Origin of the sequence: Lysobacter firmicutimachus, from assembly GCF_037027445.1 — a bacterium.
GTDB classification, from domain to species: domain Bacteria; phylum Pseudomonadota; class Gammaproteobacteria; order Xanthomonadales; family Xanthomonadaceae; genus Lysobacter; species Lysobacter firmicutimachus.
Map to the genome: position 1 here is coordinate 5,280,155 of NZ_JBANDL010000002.1, position 20,170 is coordinate 5,300,324.

General features: G+C 65.9%; 24 protein-coding genes. 2 read left to right on the forward strand and 22 right to left on the reverse strand.

Annotated elements, in window-relative coordinates; genetic code table 11:
• The first annotated feature begins 423 nt into the window (after positions 1-423).
• Complete coding sequence (locus tag V2J18_RS22785) at positions 424-1,596, forward strand: S1 family peptidase (RefSeq protein ID WP_336133012.1); 1,173 nt, start codon at positions 424-426, stop codon at positions 1,594-1,596.
• A 48-nt stretch (positions 1,597-1,644) separates the two neighbouring features.
• Here the strand turns inward: V2J18_RS22785 and V2J18_RS22790 are convergent, their stop codons facing one another.
• From V2J18_RS22790 to V2J18_RS22845, 12 genes are all read right to left on the reverse strand, one after another.
• The gene (locus tag V2J18_RS22790) at positions 1,645-2,427 is read right to left on the reverse strand and encodes a hypothetical protein (protein ID WP_336133013.1); all 783 of its coding nucleotides are present in this window, start codon (positions 2,425-2,427) and stop codon (positions 1,645-1,647) included.
• Between the two features lie 7 nt (positions 2,428-2,434).
• Complete coding sequence (locus tag V2J18_RS22795; protein WP_336133014.1) at positions 2,435-2,875, reverse strand: hypothetical protein; 441 nt, start codon at positions 2,873-2,875, stop codon at positions 2,435-2,437.
• 1 nt (position 2,876) lies between these two features.
• The gene (locus V2J18_RS22800) at positions 2,877-5,090 is read right to left on the reverse strand and encodes a phage tail protein (protein WP_336133015.1); all 2,214 of its coding nucleotides are present in this window, start codon (positions 5,088-5,090) and stop codon (positions 2,877-2,879) included.
• The gene (locus V2J18_RS22805; RefSeq protein WP_345786511.1) at positions 5,083-5,292 is read right to left on the reverse strand and encodes a hypothetical protein; all 210 of its coding nucleotides are present in this window, start codon (positions 5,290-5,292) and stop codon (positions 5,083-5,085) included. The genes V2J18_RS22800 and V2J18_RS22805 overlap by 8 nt, the downstream gene beginning before the upstream one ends.
• 2 nt (positions 5,293-5,294) lie before the next feature.
• On the reverse strand, positions 5,295-5,531 hold the full coding sequence (locus V2J18_RS22810; protein ID WP_064746409.1) for a hypothetical protein: 237 nt from the start codon (positions 5,529-5,531) through the stop codon (positions 5,295-5,297).
• A 31-nt stretch (positions 5,532-5,562) separates the two neighbouring features.
• The gene (locus V2J18_RS22815) at positions 5,563-6,378 is read right to left on the reverse strand and encodes a phage BR0599 family protein (protein ID WP_336133017.1); all 816 of its coding nucleotides are present in this window, start codon (positions 6,376-6,378) and stop codon (positions 5,563-5,565) included.
• A complete protein-coding gene (locus tag V2J18_RS22820) occupies positions 6,375-8,075 on the reverse strand; it encodes a hypothetical protein (RefSeq protein ID WP_336133018.1) in 1,701 nt (566 codons plus the stop codon). The genes V2J18_RS22815 and V2J18_RS22820 overlap by 4 nt, the downstream gene beginning before the upstream one ends.
• 12 nt (positions 8,076-8,087) lie before the next feature.
• A complete protein-coding gene (locus V2J18_RS22825; protein ID WP_336133020.1) occupies positions 8,088-9,023 on the reverse strand; it encodes a hypothetical protein in 936 nt (311 codons plus the stop codon).
• Positions 9,023-10,630: a hypothetical protein gene (locus V2J18_RS22830; RefSeq protein ID WP_336133021.1), complete on the reverse strand. Its 1,608-nt coding sequence runs from the start codon at positions 10,628-10,630 to the stop codon at positions 9,023-9,025. The genes V2J18_RS22825 and V2J18_RS22830 overlap by 1 nt, the downstream gene beginning before the upstream one ends.
• 108 nt (positions 10,631-10,738) lie before the next feature.
• Positions 10,739-11,419: a hypothetical protein gene (locus V2J18_RS22835; protein WP_336133022.1), complete on the reverse strand. Its 681-nt coding sequence runs from the start codon at positions 11,417-11,419 to the stop codon at positions 10,739-10,741.
• 259 nt (positions 11,420-11,678) lie between these two features.
• Entirely contained in the window at positions 11,679-14,933 is a 3,255-nt protein-coding gene (locus tag V2J18_RS22840; RefSeq protein ID WP_336133023.1) for a tape measure protein, read from the reverse strand.
• 3 nt (positions 14,934-14,936) lie between these two features.
• Complete coding sequence (locus tag V2J18_RS22845; RefSeq protein ID WP_336130472.1) at positions 14,937-15,191, reverse strand: hypothetical protein; 255 nt, start codon at positions 15,189-15,191, stop codon at positions 14,937-14,939.
• Between V2J18_RS22845 and V2J18_RS22850 the strand changes: the two genes are divergently transcribed.
• Complete coding sequence (locus V2J18_RS22850) at positions 15,181-15,357, forward strand: hypothetical protein (RefSeq protein ID WP_336130473.1); 177 nt, start codon at positions 15,181-15,183, stop codon at positions 15,355-15,357. The two genes, V2J18_RS22845 and V2J18_RS22850, sit on opposite strands and share 11 nt — an antisense overlap.
• Positions 15,358-15,389: 32 nt before the next feature.
• On the opposite strand, the gene V2J18_RS22855 is transcribed toward V2J18_RS22850, so the two are convergent.
• From V2J18_RS22855 to V2J18_RS22900, 10 genes are read right to left on the reverse strand one after another with little or no spacing between them, the layout of a single operon-like run.
• Entirely contained in the window at positions 15,390-15,866 is a 477-nt protein-coding gene (locus V2J18_RS22855) for a glycoside hydrolase family 24 protein (RefSeq protein ID WP_336130474.1), read from the reverse strand.
• Positions 15,847-16,068 carry a DUF7940 domain-containing protein gene (locus V2J18_RS22860; protein WP_336130475.1) on the reverse strand — a complete coding sequence of 74 codons (222 nt, stop codon included), beginning with the start codon at positions 16,066-16,068 and terminating at the stop codon, positions 15,847-15,849. The genes V2J18_RS22855 and V2J18_RS22860 overlap by 20 nt, the downstream gene beginning before the upstream one ends.
• On the reverse strand, positions 16,065-16,193 hold the full coding sequence (locus tag V2J18_RS22865) for a hypothetical protein (protein ID WP_336130476.1): 129 nt from the start codon (positions 16,191-16,193) through the stop codon (positions 16,065-16,067). The genes V2J18_RS22860 and V2J18_RS22865 overlap by 4 nt, the downstream gene beginning before the upstream one ends.
• 56 nt (positions 16,194-16,249) lie before the next feature.
• Positions 16,250-16,681 (reverse strand): DUF6631 family protein, encoded by a 432-nt coding sequence (locus V2J18_RS22870; RefSeq protein ID WP_336130477.1) that lies wholly within the window; start codon positions 16,679-16,681, stop codon positions 16,250-16,252.
• On the reverse strand, positions 16,681-17,439 hold the full coding sequence (locus V2J18_RS22875) for a phage tail tube protein (protein ID WP_336130478.1): 759 nt from the start codon (positions 17,437-17,439) through the stop codon (positions 16,681-16,683). Before V2J18_RS22875 ends, V2J18_RS22870 begins: the two co-directional genes overlap by 1 nt.
• 54 nt (positions 17,440-17,493) lie before the next feature.
• The gene (locus V2J18_RS22880) at positions 17,494-18,051 is read right to left on the reverse strand and encodes a hypothetical protein (RefSeq protein ID WP_336130479.1); all 558 of its coding nucleotides are present in this window, start codon (positions 18,049-18,051) and stop codon (positions 17,494-17,496) included.
• Positions 18,051-18,479 (reverse strand): hypothetical protein, encoded by a 429-nt coding sequence (locus V2J18_RS22885; protein WP_336130480.1) that lies wholly within the window; start codon positions 18,477-18,479, stop codon positions 18,051-18,053. Before V2J18_RS22885 ends, V2J18_RS22880 begins: the two co-directional genes overlap by 1 nt.
• Positions 18,472-18,762, reverse strand: a complete 291-nt coding sequence (locus tag V2J18_RS22890; RefSeq protein ID WP_336130481.1) for a head-tail joining protein — start codon at positions 18,760-18,762, stop codon at positions 18,472-18,474. Before V2J18_RS22890 ends, V2J18_RS22885 begins: the two co-directional genes overlap by 8 nt.
• Positions 18,763-18,766: 4 nt before the next feature.
• On the reverse strand, positions 18,767-19,774 hold the full coding sequence (locus V2J18_RS22895; protein WP_336130482.1) for a major capsid protein: 1,008 nt from the start codon (positions 19,772-19,774) through the stop codon (positions 18,767-18,769).
• Positions 19,775-19,777: 3 nt separating this feature from the next.
• Positions 19,778-20,170 carry a head decoration protein gene (locus V2J18_RS22900; protein ID WP_336130483.1) on the reverse strand — a complete coding sequence of 131 codons (393 nt, stop codon included), beginning with the start codon at positions 20,168-20,170 and terminating at the stop codon, positions 19,778-19,780.

Here is a 20,170-nt window from a genome sequence, read left to right on the forward strand (position 1 = left end):
TAGATCGGATGGCCGGCCGCGGCAGCGATGGAGCGCCAACGGAGCATTGCGAGGACGAGCATCCAGGCTGAGCTGCCTGCGCCCGGCCTCGAGCCAGGAGAAAGCGTGCGCATCGCTGGCGCCAAACCAAGAAGGTGTCCGGCGCACGCTGCAAGAATTCTCCGCAGGACCTTGGTCGGCCTGCGGAGGCTGTCGGTGGAGCGCGGCACCCGCCGGCCAATTGGGGCCGGCGGGAGGCGTTGGGGACGCCACGAGTTCATATGTCCAAGGCAGCCAGCATGCAGCCTTTGGCTCGAACTGTCCGCGATAGTGCTCCGACCAAAGCATGGCTGGTTCCATTCGGTCTCAGCTTGTGCGCTTGGCTTGAGTGACATTGAACAGACGATCCCGACCACGATCAACTGCACGGAGCGGTAATTGGCTATGAAGAAACTTGCCTTGGTTACAATTGCAACCGGCATCTTTGCTTGGGGAAGCGCAACAGCGAAGGGGCCACGGGACCATCTCGGATACGTTGCCGAGTACGCGCGATACTACGGAATTGACATAGGCGAAGCTCGACATCGCATTTCTGCCACGGACCGCGCGATTGAGATCCAGACTGCACTCCGCGACAACACGCCCGATACGTTTTCCGGAATGTACGTCGAGCACAAGCCGAAATTCAGAGTCGTGGCCAAGTTCACTAGTCCGCCAAGCGCAGCGATACGCCCCCTATTGCAGAGCCCTGCGATTTCCGTTCAATTCGGTGACCACTCGGAAACTGAGCTGAAGGCAGCACTTGCTGCGGTAACTCAGGATCTCGGGAGCCGTGGCATCCGGCACCTGGCTGGCATCGAGATTCAGCGCTCTAAGGTATTGGTTGAAGTTGCGCCAGAGGATGCGACTAGGATCGGTGCTGCATACGCAGCGAAGAACAGCTCGATCTACGAATGGAGAGTCGCGCAAGGATTCGTAGCTCCAACGTTTGCGCCATATGCCGCCTATTATGGAGCTGATCGATTGTGGGGATCGACAGGGAAGATCTGCACTTCGGGCTTCCACGCCAAGCTTGCTGACGGAACGGCCGTCATTACGACAGCTGGACACTGCGACGACCAAATGCGAATCTGGAATAGTAGCGGCCAGCAAATTCCTCTCGCAGGCCAACGAGTCAAGGGATCGCTAGATCTGCAGTGGCTTCGGTACTCGTCGTCCGTCTACTACCTCGCCCCAGGCATTTCAAACGGCTCGTGGACGTACGATATCCGCGCCGTTAGGAGCAAGTCTCAGATGATCGTCGGGCAGCATGTCTGCAAGTACGGCGATACGACTTACACGACTTGCGGCGATATCTCGCGCCTGGATTCAGTTGAGATGTTTAACGGCGAGCGAGGAAACTACATTCAGGTACATCATCAGAATGGAAGTGTCATGAACGACGGCGGCGACAGTGGCGGTCCTGTCTATGCTTGGCACGAAGGCGTTGGCTATGCCGCCTACGGAATTGTTCACGGGCGGGGTGATGTGGGAACAACGATCCGCAACGACCTATTCTTCATGCCCTCGGATGGATACGCCGCAGCAGGGCTGACCATCATGGTGCGTACCGACTGACCTGATTCGGCAGGATTGCGGGCGGCCTAGGCCGCCCGCATTGTTGGGTCATCGACCGGATGCGGTTAGCTCGATCTGCCCTAGCGCAACGACTGAGGTCGAAGAAAGATCGACCCCTCTAGCTAGTAGGAGCGCCCTGGTAGCTTCTACCTTTGCCTCATCGACCCAAACTCGCAGTTCGGTCTGTCTGGGATCGACATTTGTTGAACTCTCGATGCCTTCCGCATCGAGCAACGTCTTTATCTCGCGTCCCTTTGCTTCAAGCTCTTGAATCGAGTGCGACGATTGAACCGCTACGAAAGCCGGCGTAGTGGTTAGAGTCCGCAGGCTTGCCTCGGCGTCGCGGCTGAACTTGACTATGACTCGATAGTTCGGTTGGCTCTGGATATACAGACCACCAAATGTTTCGGGATATTTCTGTTCCGCCTTTTGCTTAACCTCGATCGCCTCATCCGAAATACTGAGCTGGCGACTGGCTTCTGCAGTACTGACGCCGCGCGTAGCGGCGTAGTCTTTAACGAACTGGACAGGCTCCTTCTCGGCAGACTCCGCGCTGGCGCTTAAGGAGAGTAGAGCCGTAATGGCGAGAGACATTGCTGGCAATTTCATAGAACCTCCGTGTAGATGCCGAGTGTTGGACAATACGGCCATACTATACCGCTCGGCGGCCATAGATTTTCCAGTACGGAGCCCCATTTTTATCCAGTAGTTCGTCGTCGCTGGCCGTTGTGCGTCTTCGGACATGGGATGTCGGCAGCCGGCATTGCTCCAGAGGTCGAAATCTAAAATGGATATGAAGGGCTTCTTGGATTTTTCGACGCCTGCGATCACGCCGCTTCTAGTCGACGCAGTATGCGACGCCATCGAGCGATAGCCACTGAACGGTTCCGCTCAGCGGTTGCACTACAATCACGTCGCCAGCCGCGGTGACGTCGATGCGGGTCGGTTCGCTCCGATCGCTGATGCAGGAGAAGAGCAAGCGCATCGGTGGCCGCATGTTGGCGGGCAGGCGGAAGGCCGTCGAGCCGCCGGCACCGCCCTTGATCAGCCCCCGCAGGTACACGCGGCTTCCATCATTGCGGAACGAGGGTGCTGCGAATGGATCGCCGAACGCAACCCATGGCGCCTCCAGCGTAGCGTTTTGCCATGTGCCCTTTCGCATGTTCGCGATGGCCGTCAAGGTGGTGGCCTTGGTTTGTCCGCCTTGGACGATGGGCACCAGTTCGGCTCCGGCCAACGGTGCCGCCGCCGGCAGCTGGGATAGCTTGAGATTCGCCATGTCACTCCACTAGCAGATAGTCGCCGGCCTCGGAGACCAGCTCATCGCCTGTCTCCGTTCGGAGCAGGCCGTTCTTGAAATCGAAGATGTGCGTGGCCTTCTGCCAACTCGCCAGCCCGTCGCGCATCGAGCCGATCTCGGCGCGCACTCGGTGTGCGCCCTTGAGCGGCGAGGTGTAGCTGGTGCCGGTCATCGGCGCCGGGGTGTCCAAGACGCTGCCGGCGATGGCGTCCAGCAAGCGCAGCACGTAGACAGAGCCCGCCTCGGGTCCGATCGATCCTTGTCCGTGATCGACCATCTGGTCCGCCTGCAACTTCCGATCGCGATGCGCCCAGCTCACCACCAGGTCGCCCTCAATCGCAGTCGGGTAGCGTGCGCCGCCCAGCTGTAAGTCGCCCGGCGGGTACGGCCGCACCTGGCGCTGCGCGAGGCGCACGCTGTCGACGGGCGCGAGTGTCGGGTCCAGAACCGCGCTCGACGTGCGGGTCAGCAGCTTGGCCTCAACCGTTTCGCCGACGCTGTAGTCCGTCGGGTCGGCGGCGGCGAAGTCGTCGTAGAACCAGATCCGGGCGCCCTCTGCATGCGGCACCGGCACGGTATCGGCGCAGCCACGCGCCAGCGTCGCGGTCTGGGCCTGCGGGTCGATCGCCACCACCCGGACCAACTCGTCCTCGATCCAGGCCGCGGTCCCTGCGGCCACCTGATCCAGCGCGCGCCCAGCGGCAAGCTGGACAGCGGTCGTCGTCGCCGTCAGGGCGCCGGCCAGCATTGCGGTCGGGCACCAATCCCCCGTGCCGGCCTCAGCGAAGGCGCCGCCACCGGTCCGCGTGGCCAGGATGTAGTTCAACGCCAGGCCGCCCGGCTGCTCGCCTACGGCCAGGACGACGCCCACGTCCGCCGGCAGCGCCGCCAGTGCGCCCGGGTCTAGGGTGGTCGCCAGGTCGCGATAGCCGGCCTCAAACAACCGGCGCGTCGGCGCCGGCTGCGGCGTGCGGTCCGGCGGCAGCCAGATCGGGGGCTGCGGCTGGAGGTAGCTGGTGGCCGGCAGGCCGAACACATCCTGCACGGCCTGAACGGTGATGGCGCCTTCGGCGATCCGTCCGTCGTCGAAGGTGCCGGCACGCAGCACCAAGGTGCCGATCTCGCGGAACGGATCGCGGATGCAGAACACGCTGCCGGGCGCCAGCACGCCGCCGCGGCGGTCGAGCTTGATCTTGAACCGCTTCAAGGCCGAACAGGCGATCGACAGATCGCGCGTGCCGACCCGCGCCGCGAGCTCGGCGGTCGGCAAACCACGGTACTCGGTCGTGGTGGAGGCGACGCCGCCGGTGGCCTGGATGCCGGCCAGGTCCTGCACCCGGACCTGCCGCTCCTCGTCTTTGATCGGGTCGCACCAGGTCACGATGACCTGATTGACCGCCGCATCCTGGGCGCCGCCCTCGTCCTCCTCGATCGCCAGCAGCCCGGACTCGTAGTCGAACAGCGGCAGGTCTTCGACGCGGTAGTCGTCGCGCAGCAGCCGCAGCGTGGACCGGCCGGTGCTGCGGTCGGTGTACTGCGCGGCGCCGATGTGGTCGATCACGACCTGCATGAAGTCGCTGATCGACGTCTGTCGTGCCCAGCGCAGGCACAGACCAAAGCCTTCTGCGTGCAAGGTGTCGGCAGCGCGGCGATAGCTGGCGTCGTCCAGCAGGCCGCGGTCCAGCCCACGGCCCCAATCCCGGTTGGTCAGGCACTCGACCAGGATGTGCGCAGGGTTCATCGCCCGGATGGCGCCGTTCGCCAGCCAGATCACCGCTTTCTCGGGATACCACGGCGCACCGTCCCAGCCGGCCAACGCGCGGCGCGCGCGGGTCTTCCACGGCTTCGGGTACGGGTTGTTCGCGGTGATCTGGCCGTCGAAGTACATCGTCGCGCCGCCGCGGAACGCGGGCGTTGGCGTGCCGTGCAGGGCCGCCAGCGCCGGCAACACGGCTTGATCGGCATCGCCCATGAGCACATCGAGCTTGCCCTTGATCCCGCCCTCGCCCTTGTCGCCGCCAAACAGGTCGGGCTTGTTGATGACGATCCGGTCGCTCTGGGTAACCGAGCCCTTCCAGGCCTCCCGGTCGCCGCCCCGGATCTCGACAATCTCGTCCAGGGGTCCTCGTGCGAGGCCCATGTGCAATCCGAACAGGTAGCGGTGGCCGACCGTCTGCTTCTTGCGACTACCCACGCGCGGCCTCGGCACGCGCGAAGGCGACGAGGTGCAAGCCCAAGGCGTCGCCGGTCGCTTCCAGCGTGTCCGCGTCGATGCCGTCGCGCACGAACGCACCCCAGTCCAGGCCGTAATAGGCGAACCATTCGCGACCGCCTTGAGCGCAGAAGCCAGGCTGCGCGCTGAAGCCGGGCGCTCGGCGCAAGTGATCCACGGTCACGATCACTTCTTTCCGCCCTTCTGCTTGATCGCCTGCGTGCGGTACTGGCCGACGCCCAGAACCATCCAGTCGGAGATCCAGACGTCGCCGAAGATCACTGCCTGCGGCGTACCCTCGGTGGCTTGCGGGAATTGGAAGTCGCCGAAAGCGGCCGGCTTGGGCTGCGGGGGTTTCGGCCGTGCGGCCGCCGAGACGAAATAGCTGACCAGCCAGATCGCGAGCTGGACCCAGATGTTCATAAGTAGGACTCGATAGGGAGCAGCGACGCCGCTAGAAGATTGGCGTGCCGTCGAAGGGGGATTTGCCGGGTAGTCCCGGCACGCCGCCGTAGTTCGGCGCGTTGGCGAACTTGCTGTGGCAGATCGCGATGGTTCGCCCGCACCCGGGATAGGCGACGACGGCCTGGCCGACGCGCAGGCCGTCGCCGGCTCCGAGCAAGATCAGCCGCTCGCCTTCGTGGAATCGAATGCCGCGCCGCTCGATGCCGGCCTCGCCCAGATCCCAGGCCAAGAAGCCGCCGGCCAACCACCCGTCCGGCAGCAGGCCGAAGGCGCCGGCCGTGACGACGTTGCCGGCGACCGCCGTCAAGGACGCCGGCACCCGATGCGCCTCGGGATTGATCCGGCAGTTGCGGTCGTAGAGCGTGTGCGGGCAACCGCGTGTCCACGCCAGGCGCAGGCCGGGCTGCCCGAGCGCGGCGTCCAGCGACTGGCAGCGGATTTCGCTCGCCTCCAGGCGTGGCCGGTTGACCCCGGCCACGCGGCCGACCCAGGCCACCCGCGCCTCTCCGTCGCCCTCATGGATGTCCCGGATGAATACAGAGACCTCGGTCGAGGGCGGCAGGCCGCGGTACAACCGCGCGACCTCGAAATCGCCCGGTGCGGTGATCGTCAGCACATCGCTGGCGACGTGGCCGGACTGGCGGATGCCGTCGTCGCTGATCGCTATGGCGCGATACGCCTGCGTGTCGAGTTCGAAGTCGCGGTCGCCGCCCGTATAGCGCCAGCGCTGCGCGCCGCGCACGAACTCGTACAGCCGCCGGGGATTGCCCGCGGCAACCGAACGCTCAAGTTGGTCGAAGCTCACGTCGGGGCAGGTCCATCGTCTTGATCGCGATCACGCACCGCCCGCAGCACGAGGGCGGAATCGGCGGCGCCGTCGCTGTCGGTGTGGTGTTCGATTTCGGTCTCGTCGCTATCGGCGCGCGACAGCACCAGGAAGCTGATCCGCTTCACGTCGCGCGGGCGCACGTCCACGCCAAGAGCAGCGTCAAGGGTGATGCGGTCGGTCGCATCGTCCAGGCTGGCCGCGGCGGTGATCCGGCGGTGGAAGGCGCGGCCATCGCGGAGTTCGATCCGCACGTCCCGCCGACCGGGGCGCAAGCCGGCGAAGCGGGCCAGGCCGACGTTGGCCACGTCCGCCGCCGTGGCGGTGCCGGCAACAGTGGCCAGCAAGGTCAGGTCGTCGGCGTGGGTGGGCCGCCACACGGCGCGGTGGCGGCCCCGCAGGGCGTACAGCCAGGACCGGACCCGCGCGCGCTCGGCGCGACCGTGCATCCGCCAGCGGTGGGATTGGGTGACCGCCGCCCAATCCGCCGGGTCCAAAACGAACGCGGTGCCAAGCTCGTTGTCCAGGGTCAGCAATGCCCGCTGCCAGCCGGCCGATAGGGATTCGGACTCATCGGGTCGATCGGCCAAGACCGGATGGCCGCGGTAGATCGGCGCATCGGCCAGCGCCGACCAATCGCAGGGTTCGACCACCTCGAAGCGCACCGCGACCGACGCGGCCTGATCGGACAGACGGGTGATCTTGGGCGATTCGGCGAGACGGGCGGCCCGCACCGGATACAGCCGGGTGCCGCGCGGCCAGGCCCGCGTAGTCGGGTGCCGAAGGACGACGCGGTCGGCGCCGATCGACTCGATCTCGGCGACCTCGGTGTCGAACGCCGTTGGCCCGCGCAACAGCACCAAGCCGCCGGACCGGAAATCCCGATGGGCCGGATCGCACGCCAGGACCCGGACGCCGAGGGCATGCTCGGCCGCCAACCACTGCCCGTCCGGCCAGATCGGCAGCGCCCAGGTCCGTCCGCCCCAGCCGAACACGGCTAGGTCCAGCAGCACCCGCTCGCGGCCGTCCACGATCAGCGTCGCTTCGAACGACCGCCGCGGCGTGGACCGCAGCCCGCGGCGCTGCTCGACCTGCAGCGGGCTGGTCAGGATGTCGGTGCGCCAGGCCAGCCGCTCCAACACGCCCCGCGACCAATCGGGCACGAAGGCGAAGGCGACGATGCGTTGGCCGGTGATGACGACCGGGATCTCGGCGAAGCCGTCGAACCGGAACGCCAGGTTGGCGCCGATCACCGGCGGGCCGTCCGTTCCCACTGCGACCTGCCACGCCCGTTCCGATAGCGGGACGAACGGCATCGGCGGCACGCCGGGTGCGGTCAGGACAATGCCTTCGCCCGCAGACAGCGTTGCCTCGGTCAGCGCTAATGCTCGGCTACGGAACGCGTTCCAAACCCGAACGGCTCGACGCTGAACGGTGCTGACATTGCCGAGATTCAGAGTCCGCGGCTCGACATGGATGCGATCGAAGAAGTCGTCGCCGAACAACGGTTGCACCGCGCCCCGCCGCCGATCGGCGACATGCTGCGGTACGACGACCGTTCGGCGGCCGTACTGCGGCTCGGCGCCGAGCGCGCCGCCAGGCCGGTCAAGTCCGGTGCGCGAGGGGAAATAGTCGCCCTGACCGCTGAAGGTCAGCGGCCACAGGCCATGCCACATGGGATCAAATCGCTACTCGGTGATGCGGTAGGCGTAGCCGTAGACGCCGCTGTTCGGAGTCCCGGCGGGTCCGTTCTTGCGATGCACCGGGAACACCTTCCAGCGGTCATCCCCCAGCACTAGCTCCTCGCCAGGTGCGTAGCTGTCGAGCCGGATGAAGCGCAGGTCGGGCGGATGCCCGATGTCGGAATACAGGTCGGCGCCGCGCGGCACCGCGCACCATAGCGGATACGTCGGGGCCCGACCCGTCAGCGCGCTGTGGCCGATGTCCTTCAGCAAGCTGATCGGCGACGTCTTGCCCCTCCACCCGCACAGCAGACGCAGGCTATCGCTCGGCGAATCCGACACGGCATGCCAGCGCGGAGCCACGCCATCGAAGTCCGCGCGGATGCGGGTCGCCGGCGACATGAAGTTCGCCCAGAAGTCATCGAACGCGATCGCATGGTGGTAATCGTCCGGGCTATTGATATAGCGGGCGTCGTAGTACCACTGGCTGCCGTATACGTACTGCCCAGTGTTCACCGCACCGGCCGTAACCAGGCGCCCGGTGCCAAAGTGCTTGAAGGTACCGGCCTGGGTTTCCAGCACCACATGCAGATAGGGCCGCGGCGCGCTGCGGCCGAAGAAGTGAACCGCGCTGTACGGTCCCTGGAGGTAGTTGGACCACGCGGGTGCGCCGGCTTCGCTCTGTACGTCGGGATTGGCGTTGGCGGCGTAGCCGGTATGGCCAAACACGCCGATGAACGGCGGCGGTCGGTTGCCATCGCCTCCGGTCAGCTCGGTCAGGAAGGTCGCAAATAGCCCCGCTGCGTTCAAGCTCAACGCCTTGCCGGGTTTTGCAGTGCGATCCCGGAGCCCGTCGATCGACCACCCGGCCCCTTGGGCGAACAACCGCAGCTTGTCGAGCAGTTCGCCGGGGTCGTTTGCCGCCGAGGTCGCGTAAGGCATCAGTCCAGTTTCAGAGCGAAGTAGTTGTCGGGCGAGGTGCGAAAGGCGTTCTGGAAGGCCAGCCAGGATACGCCGTCGTGGTCGACCCGCGATTCGGAGGCAGTGCCGAAGCCCGTCGTCCAGCCGCAGCCGTCGAACTCGCCGAAAGTGTGGCGGGGCGCAGTATTGCCTAGCACCAGCGGAAGCACCGGCGAAGAGTCGTCGAGGTTCCCGCGCAGATAGCTGCGGTGGCCCTCCACCGACATCGCACTGGGGTAGACCTTCCCGGGCGTTTCCTGATCCCCATACTCCGCATTGCCCACCGCGAAGCGATTGCTGTGCGGCCGCCAAACGTTGTCCGGATAGTTGGCGGCGAGCGCATACCGGCCCGGGTCGAAAAAGCAGCGGAAGTTCGAATCCGTCGCGTCCGGGGTCAAGGTCTCCAGCGATCCACAGGCTCCGACCACCAGGGGATACTCGTGGATCGAAGGCGGCTCATAGGCGTGGGCGAACCCGAGGTAAGCACTCAGGTACACGGTACCCACCCGGGCCACGATCACCACGCGCTGCCCGTTGATCGCCAGCCAGTAGGCGAACGGGCCGTTGCGCAGCGGTAGGCAGCGTAGGCCGCTGTGGTTGGTCTGGGTCCGAACGCCGCGCAACGGGTTGTAAGCCCGGAAGCCGTACCAATTGAGGTTGTAGGCTGCGCGCGCCGGATCCTCATACAGCTCGGCACCTATGTAGATGGCCTTTTGGCCGTCTAGGCCAGGCGCCCGGACGATCCACTGCGCCCGGTCCTCGAGTTCAAAATCGGCGTTGATGTCGGTGTGGAAGCTGACGTCGGCCAGCTCCAGGGGATCACCGCCGGCACTGGCGGTGACCAACACCCGCCAAAAGCGGGTCACGGCACCCGTGGCCGTAACCGTGTAGGTGCGCCGCAGCCTTGCCGTCGGCCAGGTCTGACCGGCCCAGGCCTGTACGCGCGACCAGGCCACGCCGTCGTCGGATCGCTGCAGTTCGAAGGCGGCCGGGCCGCGCGCGCCAGTATCACCGACGCCCAAGGTCACGGCCTTCACCGTGGCCGGGCCGATCATCTCGATCGTCGCGTGCCCTGGCAACTGCGCGACCGCCCGCGACGACCAGGTGTCGGTGCGATTGTCGAAGACGGCATCCGGACTGGAGAGGTTGCTCGTCCGCCCCCCCGGATTCCGACAGCCGAATCGCCGCAGCAGTCGCCAAGGCGGCGAGGTGTTCAAAGTAAAGCGATCGCCCTGCACGAATGGTGTCGTTCCCGCGTTGATGCGAAATTGGATGCGATCGGTTTCGAACGGTTGGCCCACTTGAACAACGCCCAGATCGCCCGCCACGGACCCAACTACCTCGAAACGGTCCGGTCCGACGGCCGTCAGCTTGATGCCCTCGGCCACGCTGGCGCTTCCTCCGCGATACCCGCCGATTGCACCGTCGGGCCCGGTGAGCGCACCGTTTCCGTTGCCGACGTACTGCAAGCCCCAGGCGTGGCCTTCCAGGCAGAGTGCGAATTCGAGCTGATTGAGAAAATCGTAGTAGCTGTTGGCGGTGCCCACTAGGAATGTCATGGCAATAGAAATAGAAAACGCGACCGGCATGTGCCCCGGTCGCGTAAGGTGACGACTATTAGCCGATCACCTCGGCATCAAGCCAGCCAGCAGTTCGGCAGCAAGTTGCTTGGGAAATTCAGCACATTCAGCGAACGGCTATGACGCTGGCGTACGTGCGCGTTTCGACTCGCGCTTTACTGCGGGCTTCGCAGTTTCATTGGCCGTGGCAATAGACAACACAGGCTCGGGATGAGCCGGCGGATAGCGCTCATTGAATTTTTGAGTCAACCAGTGGGCGTGCATCAAGCTGTCCGACACCCAAACGGCCGCAGGGGTGATGAACCACATTGCGATCTGAAACAGAACGATAGCAACCTGGGCATCGTTAGAGAAATGCAGCCAACGATGCGCCATCAGTGCTGCCCAAGGCAGGAACAAGAGAACGATCGACCCGGCAAGAAGCAAGCGCGCCTTCGCTAGAAACGAGAGGAGGTCGTCTCCCTCGGAAGGGACAATCCGACCGCTTTCATAGCGAACGTATCGACGCGCCCGTTTGAAACTATTGATGAAGGCAAGGGGATCATCGCGTTCGCGCGCCATCTTGAGTACGCGTGGATGAAGGATGAAGCCGAACGCTGCTGCCGACGAAAGCTGGTCACCCAGCGCTTCTCCTGCAACCTTCTTGTAGAGACGTGCCGTCGCCTGAAGGTTCAATCGCATTCGCCCGGTCCGATAGCGCAGCCAAGCAAAGATGGCTGCGACGGGCATGAGGATCATCAGGGCAACCGGCAGCAGCTCCGGCACTCGCTGAATCAGCATCGATAGGAACGGATTCATAGGAACCAAACCGGCGGGTGACGCTCGATTCGAACGATTTCGCGTCGCATCCGTTGCGACTGGAACTCTGATCGACAGGAATTGCTGAACGCGTTCAGCCTGCGTCGGTCGTCCATTCGGCGGCAGATTCGTCATCTGGAAGGAGGGAAAGGGCGACTCACGTGGGACTCGACACGTGAGCCGCCTGCGGCCGCGAAGCAGCGTAGGGGACGCTCGATGCGCATATTCACACCACGGCACAACTGTCAGTGGGCGTCCGCTATGTCAGATCCTGACGAACGGTCGGTGCATTGGCTCGGATGGTGGACAGGATGACCTGGCGCCCCGCCTGGGTCCCCATGACGTTCACGATCTCTCTCGGATCCAGGTACAGGACGTTCGTAATTTGAGAGCGGTTGGACTCAGCTGTACCTGATACAGGCCGCTCCGCCAGAGAGCGGCGCGGTGGCACAGACGGTGCAGGCGCGGGCGCGACGAATCCGCCGGCCGCATAGCCGCGAAGACCCGCCAGCGCGGCCATGCCGACCCGATTGAATCGTTCCAAGAACGGTCGCGCCCCCGGCTGCCGGACCACTTCGCGGCGATGCACGAACTCGCCGCGGTGGACGATGCCGGCCGGCGCGTACTTCGGCCCGATGCCGGTGAAGCCGCCGAACGCGAACATGCCCGAGGCGCCCTTAGCGGTATTGGCCGCCAGCAGGGTCGCCGCCGCGGCCTGCATGGCAGCAGCCGCCTTCAGCACGACGCCGCCGGCCACGCCCAGCGCCAGCGACGCACCCGAGATGGGGGTCGCGTAGGCCGCCCCGGCCGCAGCGGCCTGGACCGGGTCCGGCTGGGCGATGTCCGGGGTCTTGCCGCCGCCGGCCAGCTTGCCCACCACGGACATCAGCTTGGCCGTGGCCATTGCCGCCAGTTGCCGCGAAGCCAGCTGCGCCAGTGACTGGGCCATATCTTGCACCAGGCCGGTCAGCGCTTGCCGCAGCGTCAAGGTGCCGGTGGCCAGCCCTTCCAAGGCCGTGCCGAGCCCGGATTCGAATCCGTTAGCCAGGGTGACCACCAACTCGTTCGACTGGGTCTTCAGGGCGGCAACCTGTGCGGTCAGATCCTTGACCCGGTCGATTGCGTCCGGCGAACCGGTCTTCGCGGCCAGTTCGTCCATCTTCGGCAGCAACTGATCGACCTCGGCCGCGGTGCGGCCGTGCAACTCCAGCAGCTCGCGGCGCGCGCCGATCTCGGTCAGCACACCGGTCTGCTGCCGGGTCTGGATCGACTGTTCTTGGCGCGATTGATCGCCGAACACGCGATCGACCTGCGCCTGCAAGTCATCCAGTTGGGCGCGCGCGACCTCGGTGTCGATGCTCAGGTTGAGTTTTAGCCAATCCGCCGTGCGCCCACGCTTGAGCAGTTCGGCCAGCGATTCCCGATGTTCAAGCAGCAACTCGCGCTGTCGTGCAGCGGCCGTGTCGCCTCGGGTGCGCAACAGACCGGCTTCCGCCTCGCCCACCGTCCTATCCAGTTCCTCGTCGGTCTTCTTTTCCTTCTTGTCCTCGCGGTCCTGCGCCTTCTTTTGTTGTTTGGCGAGGCGCTCTGCGGCCTTCTGCGCCTGGTCGGCCTCTCGCCGTGCCTGGGTCTGCGCGCGGTCCGCCGCAGACGACGCCTTGGCGGCCTCGCGTTCACGGATCTGCTCATCGATGAGCTTGCGTGTCGCTTCCGTCAGCTGTGCGACATCTTTGACCCCGGCGGCTTTGACCGCCTGGTACTCCAGCGCCGCGCGCAGCCCCTTCTCGCGCTCGATCCGCTCAATCTTGAGCTTTTCGTTCTGGTCCGTCAGGGTCTTGGCGAAATCGGCCGCGTCCTTCGTGGCCTGCTGCCGGGTTCGCCCGCCCGTCGCCTGCGCCGCGCGCAGATCGGCCAGCGACTTACGAACCGTCTCGAATTCGGCATTGGTTCGCTTGAGCTGAGTCTGGACGCGGACAATTTCGCCATCCAGTTCCTCGCCAAACAGCAGCCGCCCGGCGCTCTGCCCCTCATTGAAGTGACCACCGCCCCAGCCTCGGCGAATACCCTCCAGGTCTTCCAGCTCCTTTCGGAGCTGGTCGCGTTGAGCGATCAAGCGCTTGCCGACATCGACGCCTGCGTCGATGTCCTGCTGCTGGCGAAACCGTTGGGCGGCCTGGATCGTGCCTTCGAACTCGAGTTTGGCGGCTCGTGCGCTCGCGCTGGCGCTGGCAAAGGCGCTGGCCAGCAAGGTCACACCGGTGATGGCCAAGCCGAGCGGTCCGCCCATCAGGGTCAGTACGGTGGACAGCCCGCGAACGGCGAGGGCCTTCGCGCCCACCGCCGCGGTCGCCACGTGGGTGGCCGCCGTGGTCCGAGCCTGCGCCGCGGCGAGCGCGGCCTCGGCCGTCGTCGCCCGTGCGGTGCCGGCGCCGGCCAGCGCGAGCGCACGGGCGCGTGCCAGTTCCGCCTGCGCCGCCGTTTCCGCCGACCGGGCCTGGGCCAGTTCCTCCAGTGCCAACTGCCGGGTTTGGCGCACGCTCTGGAGCTTCGCGGTGCCCGCCGTGGTCAGGTTCGCGATGAACCGGCCGAGCGCGGCGACGATGACCACGCCGACCACGTTCGCCAGGCCGTCGAAGTTTTGCGACAGCCCTTGGATCGACTGCGCGATCGTCGACGACGTTCCGCTGGCGCGGTCCTGTTGACCGACAAATCGGGTGAAGGCGTTATCGAGCTGGATCAGGCTACGCTCGATGGTCAGCGGCAGCTGGCCGAACTCGGCCGCAATCTTGCGTGCCTGCTCGCCCGAGAATGCCTTGCGCAGCTGGTCGCTGGTGAGCTTGCCCGCCTCGGCCAGCGCCTTCAACTCACCGACCGTCACGCCCATGCTCTTGGCCAGCGCCTGCATCAGGCGTGGACCCGCGTCGTTGATCGAGTTGAACTCGTCGCCGCTGAGCCGGCCGGCGGCGAAGGCCTGGCTCAACTGAACGATGACCGATGCGGTTTCCGCGGCCGTAGCACCGGAGACGGCCAGTGCCTTGTTGATCGTTTCGGTCAGTCCCAGGACTTCCCGCTGCGAGCCGCCCTGATCCTTCAATGCGCTGGTCAGGCGCCCGAACAGCGTGGCAGTCGAATCCAGTTGGGTCGACGTACGCTGCGCGATCGCAAAGACCGCCGCTTCGGCTTGATTAAAGCCGGCCTGCGAGGTGGTCGCCAGCTTGATCTTGGCCGACAGATTGGCATAGCTGTCGGCCGCTCGGACCAGACGGCCGACCGCGTCGCCCACGCCCTGGAGCCCGACAAATGCGAAGAGCTGGGTCTTGGCTTGCGCCAGTTGCGTGCTGATCGACGCGACGCTGGCGCGGATGTGGTCGAACTGCCGATGGCTGCGGCTTGCGGCTCGCTCGGCTTCGGTGGCGAACCCGCGCACCTGTCGGCTGGACTGCTGAAGCGCAGCATTGAGCGTCGCCGCATTGCCCTTGAGCAACAGCGTGATTGTGGTATCGCGATTGGCCATGACTCAGGGGCGCGTCGGGTCCGCCGGTGGGTTCGGCTGCCAGCCGCACAGACGGCGGCCGGCTTCGTTATGCGCCAGGATCTGTCGAGCGGTCAGATCCGTCAGCTGATCCTGACGGGACACCCGAATCGGCCGCGTCCAGGCGCGGCCGGTCGTCACCTCCGTCACGCGACCAGTCGTCGTACAAGCGGTCAGCAGCGGAATCAGGCACAGCCACCGCCAGCGGCGCCGGGCTGCCGGACGGCAGTTGAAGAACATCGGTCTCTACCTCGGTGCGTACTTCGTAGTCGCGACGCTCGCGTTCTGCGGTCACCGCACGGCGTTCGGCGTCGGCCGCCCGCCGCTCGGTGTGTTCGCGCGCCCGACGCGTGCCCTGGATGCGCCCCCAGCCGAACGCTGCCAGGACGGCGACGAACGCGGCTAGCACCGCGGAGCCCCATGCTTGGAGTCGGGCGATCACGCGAGCTGGCCTCCGGCCTTCTGATAGACCGCCAGCAACGTCTCCAGCGGCAGTTCGCGCTGGCCGTAGCCGGCGTCCGGCAACGAGGCCCAGGTCTTGCGCGACTTGCGGATGGCCGAGCTGATCCAGCCCTTCTTGATGTCGGCCAGCGCGCCGGTCTCGCGCAGCAGTTCGATCGCGGCGCGGTCCTGCGACGCCGGACCGAAGTCCGGCAGCTTCAGCCGGAGACGCAGGCTATTCCAAGTCTTCCATAGGAACTGATAGCGCCCCGCGGCGGTGGAGTTGATCCGATACTTCGGCAGCCACACCATCTTTCGTGGATGGTCGCTATAGGACGTGAAGCGCCCGCCGCCGACCATGACGTCGTAGCCGTGGTGGTCGCTGAACCGCTCCACGCCTTCGGCATGGGCGATCATGTCCAGAAAGGCCAGGACGTTCTGGCCGCCGGCCTGCTCAGCGGAGAGTCGTGCCATCGGCCCCTCGCTGCTGAAACAGCCGGCCGATCAGGCCGAGCAGGAGGATGCCCGCGGTCACGGTGGCCGCGATCCGGTCGGGCACGTGCGTGCGCAAATCCTCGGGCAGATTCAGCCAGACACCCTGCAAAGCGATGGCGCAGGTCATCGCCTGCACGCTGACGAAACGCCAGGCTTGGCGCCAGTTGTCGATCAGTTTCATGGGAGTTCCCGAAGGGAGGTTACGAAAGCGGTGACGTCCTTGCCGCCAGCGAAGCCGGCGTTGACGTCTTCGATGCGGTCGGCGCGCAGCGCGCGTTCGCGCTGGAGCGTGACGCGGTAGAACATGGCGAGCTGGCGCGCGGTCGCGCGCTCGATCCACGGCCAGTCGTGGCCGTGGGCGATCAGGGTGGCGAGGACGCTGGGCCAGTCGCTGTCGGCGCCGCGCGGCGCAGCTCCAGCGCCGCCAGTACGCGCTGCAGAAAAAAATCGGCGTTGACCGCCCAGAACGTCAGCAACAGCAGGTCGCCGTGGGCGCCGGAGAGGGCTTGGACCCAGTCGGCCGGCTGGTCGCAGGCCTGAGCGAGCAGTGCGATGGTGGCCGCGGGGTGTTGGGCGCAGACCCGGTGCAGGCGACCCAGATCGATGCTGCTGTCGTCGGTTTGCTCGACGAGGTCGGCGACGAGCGCCGCGATGGCGTCGTGCAGCTTCAGGCTTTCGAAGAAGCCGATCTCGCGCACGGTGACGGTGCGATCGCCGAGCGGTAGCGTCCGATTCGGTTGCAACACGACCAGTTCATCGGCAGCGGGCTGGGGGCGTCGAACTTTTCGCGCCATTACACCCTCGCCAGTTCGATGCGGCCGAAGCCGCCCAGGTCCGGGTCCAGCGCGCGCGACTCATCGAACAGGGCCGCACCCGACAGCTGCAGGCTGCCCCACTCCTCTGAGATCAGCGCCAGCTGCTCGATGGGATTGAAGGTCAGGCGGTACAGCGTCACCTTGGCGCGCTGACCGGTGACGGTGTTGATTCCGTCCAGAATCAGCATCCGCTCCGGCGGCGGGGTGTTGAACAGGGCGATGTTGACCGTCTCGCCGTGCTTGTAACTGGCCTTGAACGGCTGGGTCAGGCCGTCGACCTTGCGCAAGCCGATCACACCGCCGGACGCCGACTCCGTCCACCAATTCGCCGCTGGCACCGTGACCGGCGGATTGGCGCTGTCAGTGATCGCGACGTCGCTCACCCAGCCTCGGTCCAGCGCGACCAGGTCGTTGGCTTTTAGGCCTGGCGGCAGCAGTTCGTTGTTGACCGATCCCGCCGGCAGGGTCGCCGGAATCGAGTACAGGCCCTCGGCCAGGTTTTCCGGGGTCGCCTCGTCCAGGGTCAGGTTGACGTTGGCGGTCTTCGACTGGACGAGGCGGCCGTACAGCAGGCGATTGCCGCTGAACGATTCGAACTTGTCCGAGTTTTGGACTTCCAGCGCGAGTTCCAGCTGGGGCGCGTTGCCGACCCAGCGCAGCGGACCGGGCTTGCCGGTGGACTGGCGCTGGGCGAGGTAGACCTTGCCCTGGAACGAAAAAAGGTTCGGCGCGGCCATCGGGTCGCGTGCTCCTATAGATTAGGTGTGGGGCCGCCGATGGGCGGCCGAGACTCAGCGGCGCAGCGAGCGCAGCAGTTGCCGATCCAGATCGGCGGTGATGACGTCGAGACCGGCTTGGGCCATGCGCGCAGGGCGGTCGCCCTTGCGCAGCATCTGGGCCAGCGACGGGCCGAACAGCGGTTCGATCGGGTAACGCGGCACCCGCCGCGACCCGCCGCTGCCGATCAGGGGCTCGCGCTCCCAGGCCTTGTCGATGCCCTGACCGCGCCGCGCACGGACGAAGCCGTGGGGTTCGTGGCCTGGCCGGTTGCGGAAGATTCGGTACCGAAGACCGGACGGTGTCCCGCGCCCGGCGAAGTTCAGCAGACCGATGCCGTGCACCCGGCCCACCAGCGCAATGCCGTCCCGGGTGATGCGCACGCTCAGCCCGTCGCGTATCCGGGTCGCCGACAGCGCGTATTCGGTCTGGATGTCGCGGCGCGCCAGGACCGGCCAGCGGCGCCGGAGCGTACCGAGCGCGCGGCGCTGGGCGACCAGCACCTTGCCCGGCAGATCGCTGAGGCGCTGGGCGGCCTCCAGGGCGCCATCGGCGTCGATGGAAATCCGCATCAGCGCCGGTACCGCACGGTCAGGGTGACCTGCACGGCCACCACCGCCAGCCCTTCGGGCCGGTCGAGGAACACGATGTCCTCGACCTGCAACGGCAGGGCCTGGGGCAGCGGAATCCAGGCGTCGAGCGCGTCCTCGACGTCGGCGGCGATGGCATGGGCCCGGGCATGGGCGTCGTTGAGATGGGCCGGCAAGGTCGCTTCGACGATGGCCTGGAGCAGCCGATGCTGGCCATGTGGTTTCTGGGTGTCGCGGTGCACGCCCAGCGCGGCCAGGGTGAGTCCCGGTACGTCGGGTTCGGCATGTTGGGCCGGCTCCAGAGCCACAGCGGTGCCGATGTCGGTCCGATAGCCGCCATCGGTGCGGATATCGGCCAGGCGCGCAGCGATCCGCTCCAGCAGCACCCAGGTCGGCGTCGGCTCAGCCATGCAGGACGGCCTCATTGACCCGACCGTCGTCCCGGACAAGGGCCTCGACGGATTGGGTCCGGCCGTCCAGGCTCACTTCGTCGCCGCGGCGAAACACCCACTCGGCATTGCGAGCCAGCACGTGGCGGGCCCGCCCGACAACCTGCTGGAACTCCCCCAATCGCTCGACGCCGTCGCGCACGACAAGGCGGATCGACACCGAGGGGTTAGGGCGGCGCTGAATCTGCGCGACGACGCCGAGCGCGTCGAACACGACGGCATCCGCCGTCGAGAAGGCATCCACGGCATTACGCCTTCAGCTTCGGCAGCAGCGCGGGTCGATGACACATGGGCAACGGATTGGACTGGGTGTGCAGGTCGGTGCCGCGGTCGAACTTGCGCGGCGCCTGCTTGCTGTAGAGCAGTTGGCCGAGGGTGTTGACCGTCTCGTTGAAATCGGCTGGGGCGACGTAGGTGGCGAAGGTGTCAAGGGTACCCAGCGGAAAAGCATGGCCCTCGCCTTCGGCGATGAAGCGGCGGGGCTCGCCGTCCGGACCGCTGGCTTCGCCGGTGTACTCCTCGAAGCGTACGCCTGCCAGTCGGAAATCGGCGCGCATGTCGTCTCGCATCGCAGCGCCTTCCTGCCAGCGTTCGTAGGCCTTTTCCACCTTGGGATGGCTGGTCAGCGCGTCGAAGAACTCGCTGGATACCAGAACGTGAATACCGCTCATCCGTTCACCCTGGAGCGACTGGCTCATGTAGCGCTTGAGCTCCAGACACTTCTTGCGAACATCGGTTTCCTTGTTGCTCAGTTGGAAATCGAACGTCTTCGGAGTGATCTTGAAGATCTCGAACAGGTTCGCCAGTTCACTTCCATCGGCGTCCAGGATCACGCCCTTGAGCGCGCCCATGCGCAGATGCTCCAAGGTAATGGCGTGCTTGTTGCGCATCGTCTGCAGGTGGTCGGCCATAACCCCTGCGACTGTTTCCAGATCGGTCTCGGTGCCGAATGCGCGAACGCCGACGACCTCTTCCGGCAGCACTACGTCGTCGTGGGGGATGTGCGGCACGTTGAACGCCCGCAGGGTTCGTTTGCCGCGCTTGCCCACCGAGCCAGGTGAACCCACCGGTTGCGTCTGCAGCAACGACAGCACACCGTTGCGCTCCTCGATCGTGACCTGGCGCGTGCGCACCGGCTTGATCGGAAACAGGTTCAACTCGTCCAGCCGGCCGTACTGGTTCGGCAGGAGATTGATTGCCGCGGTCAGGGCGCTGACCGAGAACGCGGGGTTGTGGAACGGGTTGTTCATCGACATGGATCAGGTTCCTTGACGCACGAGCACGCCGGCAACGCGCAGTTGCTGGAGGCAAGCCGAGCGCTGTTCGGGGGTAATGGCTTTCGGCCAGACCAGAGCGTGGTCGGCCACGGTCGCGTGACGCGCGACGATCAGGCCGTCCGGGCTCGGCGCGTCGGCGGTGAGGATCGGCACAATCACGACGCCGACCGCCTGCTCGCGGCCATCGGTGGCGGCCGGGTCGAGCGCCGCCACTTCGCCGGTCGCGGTGATGCGTCCGACCACATGACCCAGTTGCAACGCTTGCTGCGCCGCCACGGTCACGCGATCGCGCGAGTACAGGTTGTCGGCTTCGAACTTGAGCAGGTCGCCCAGGTTGTTGGGCTCTGACTGCGGCGGGTAGACGGTGATGCCCAT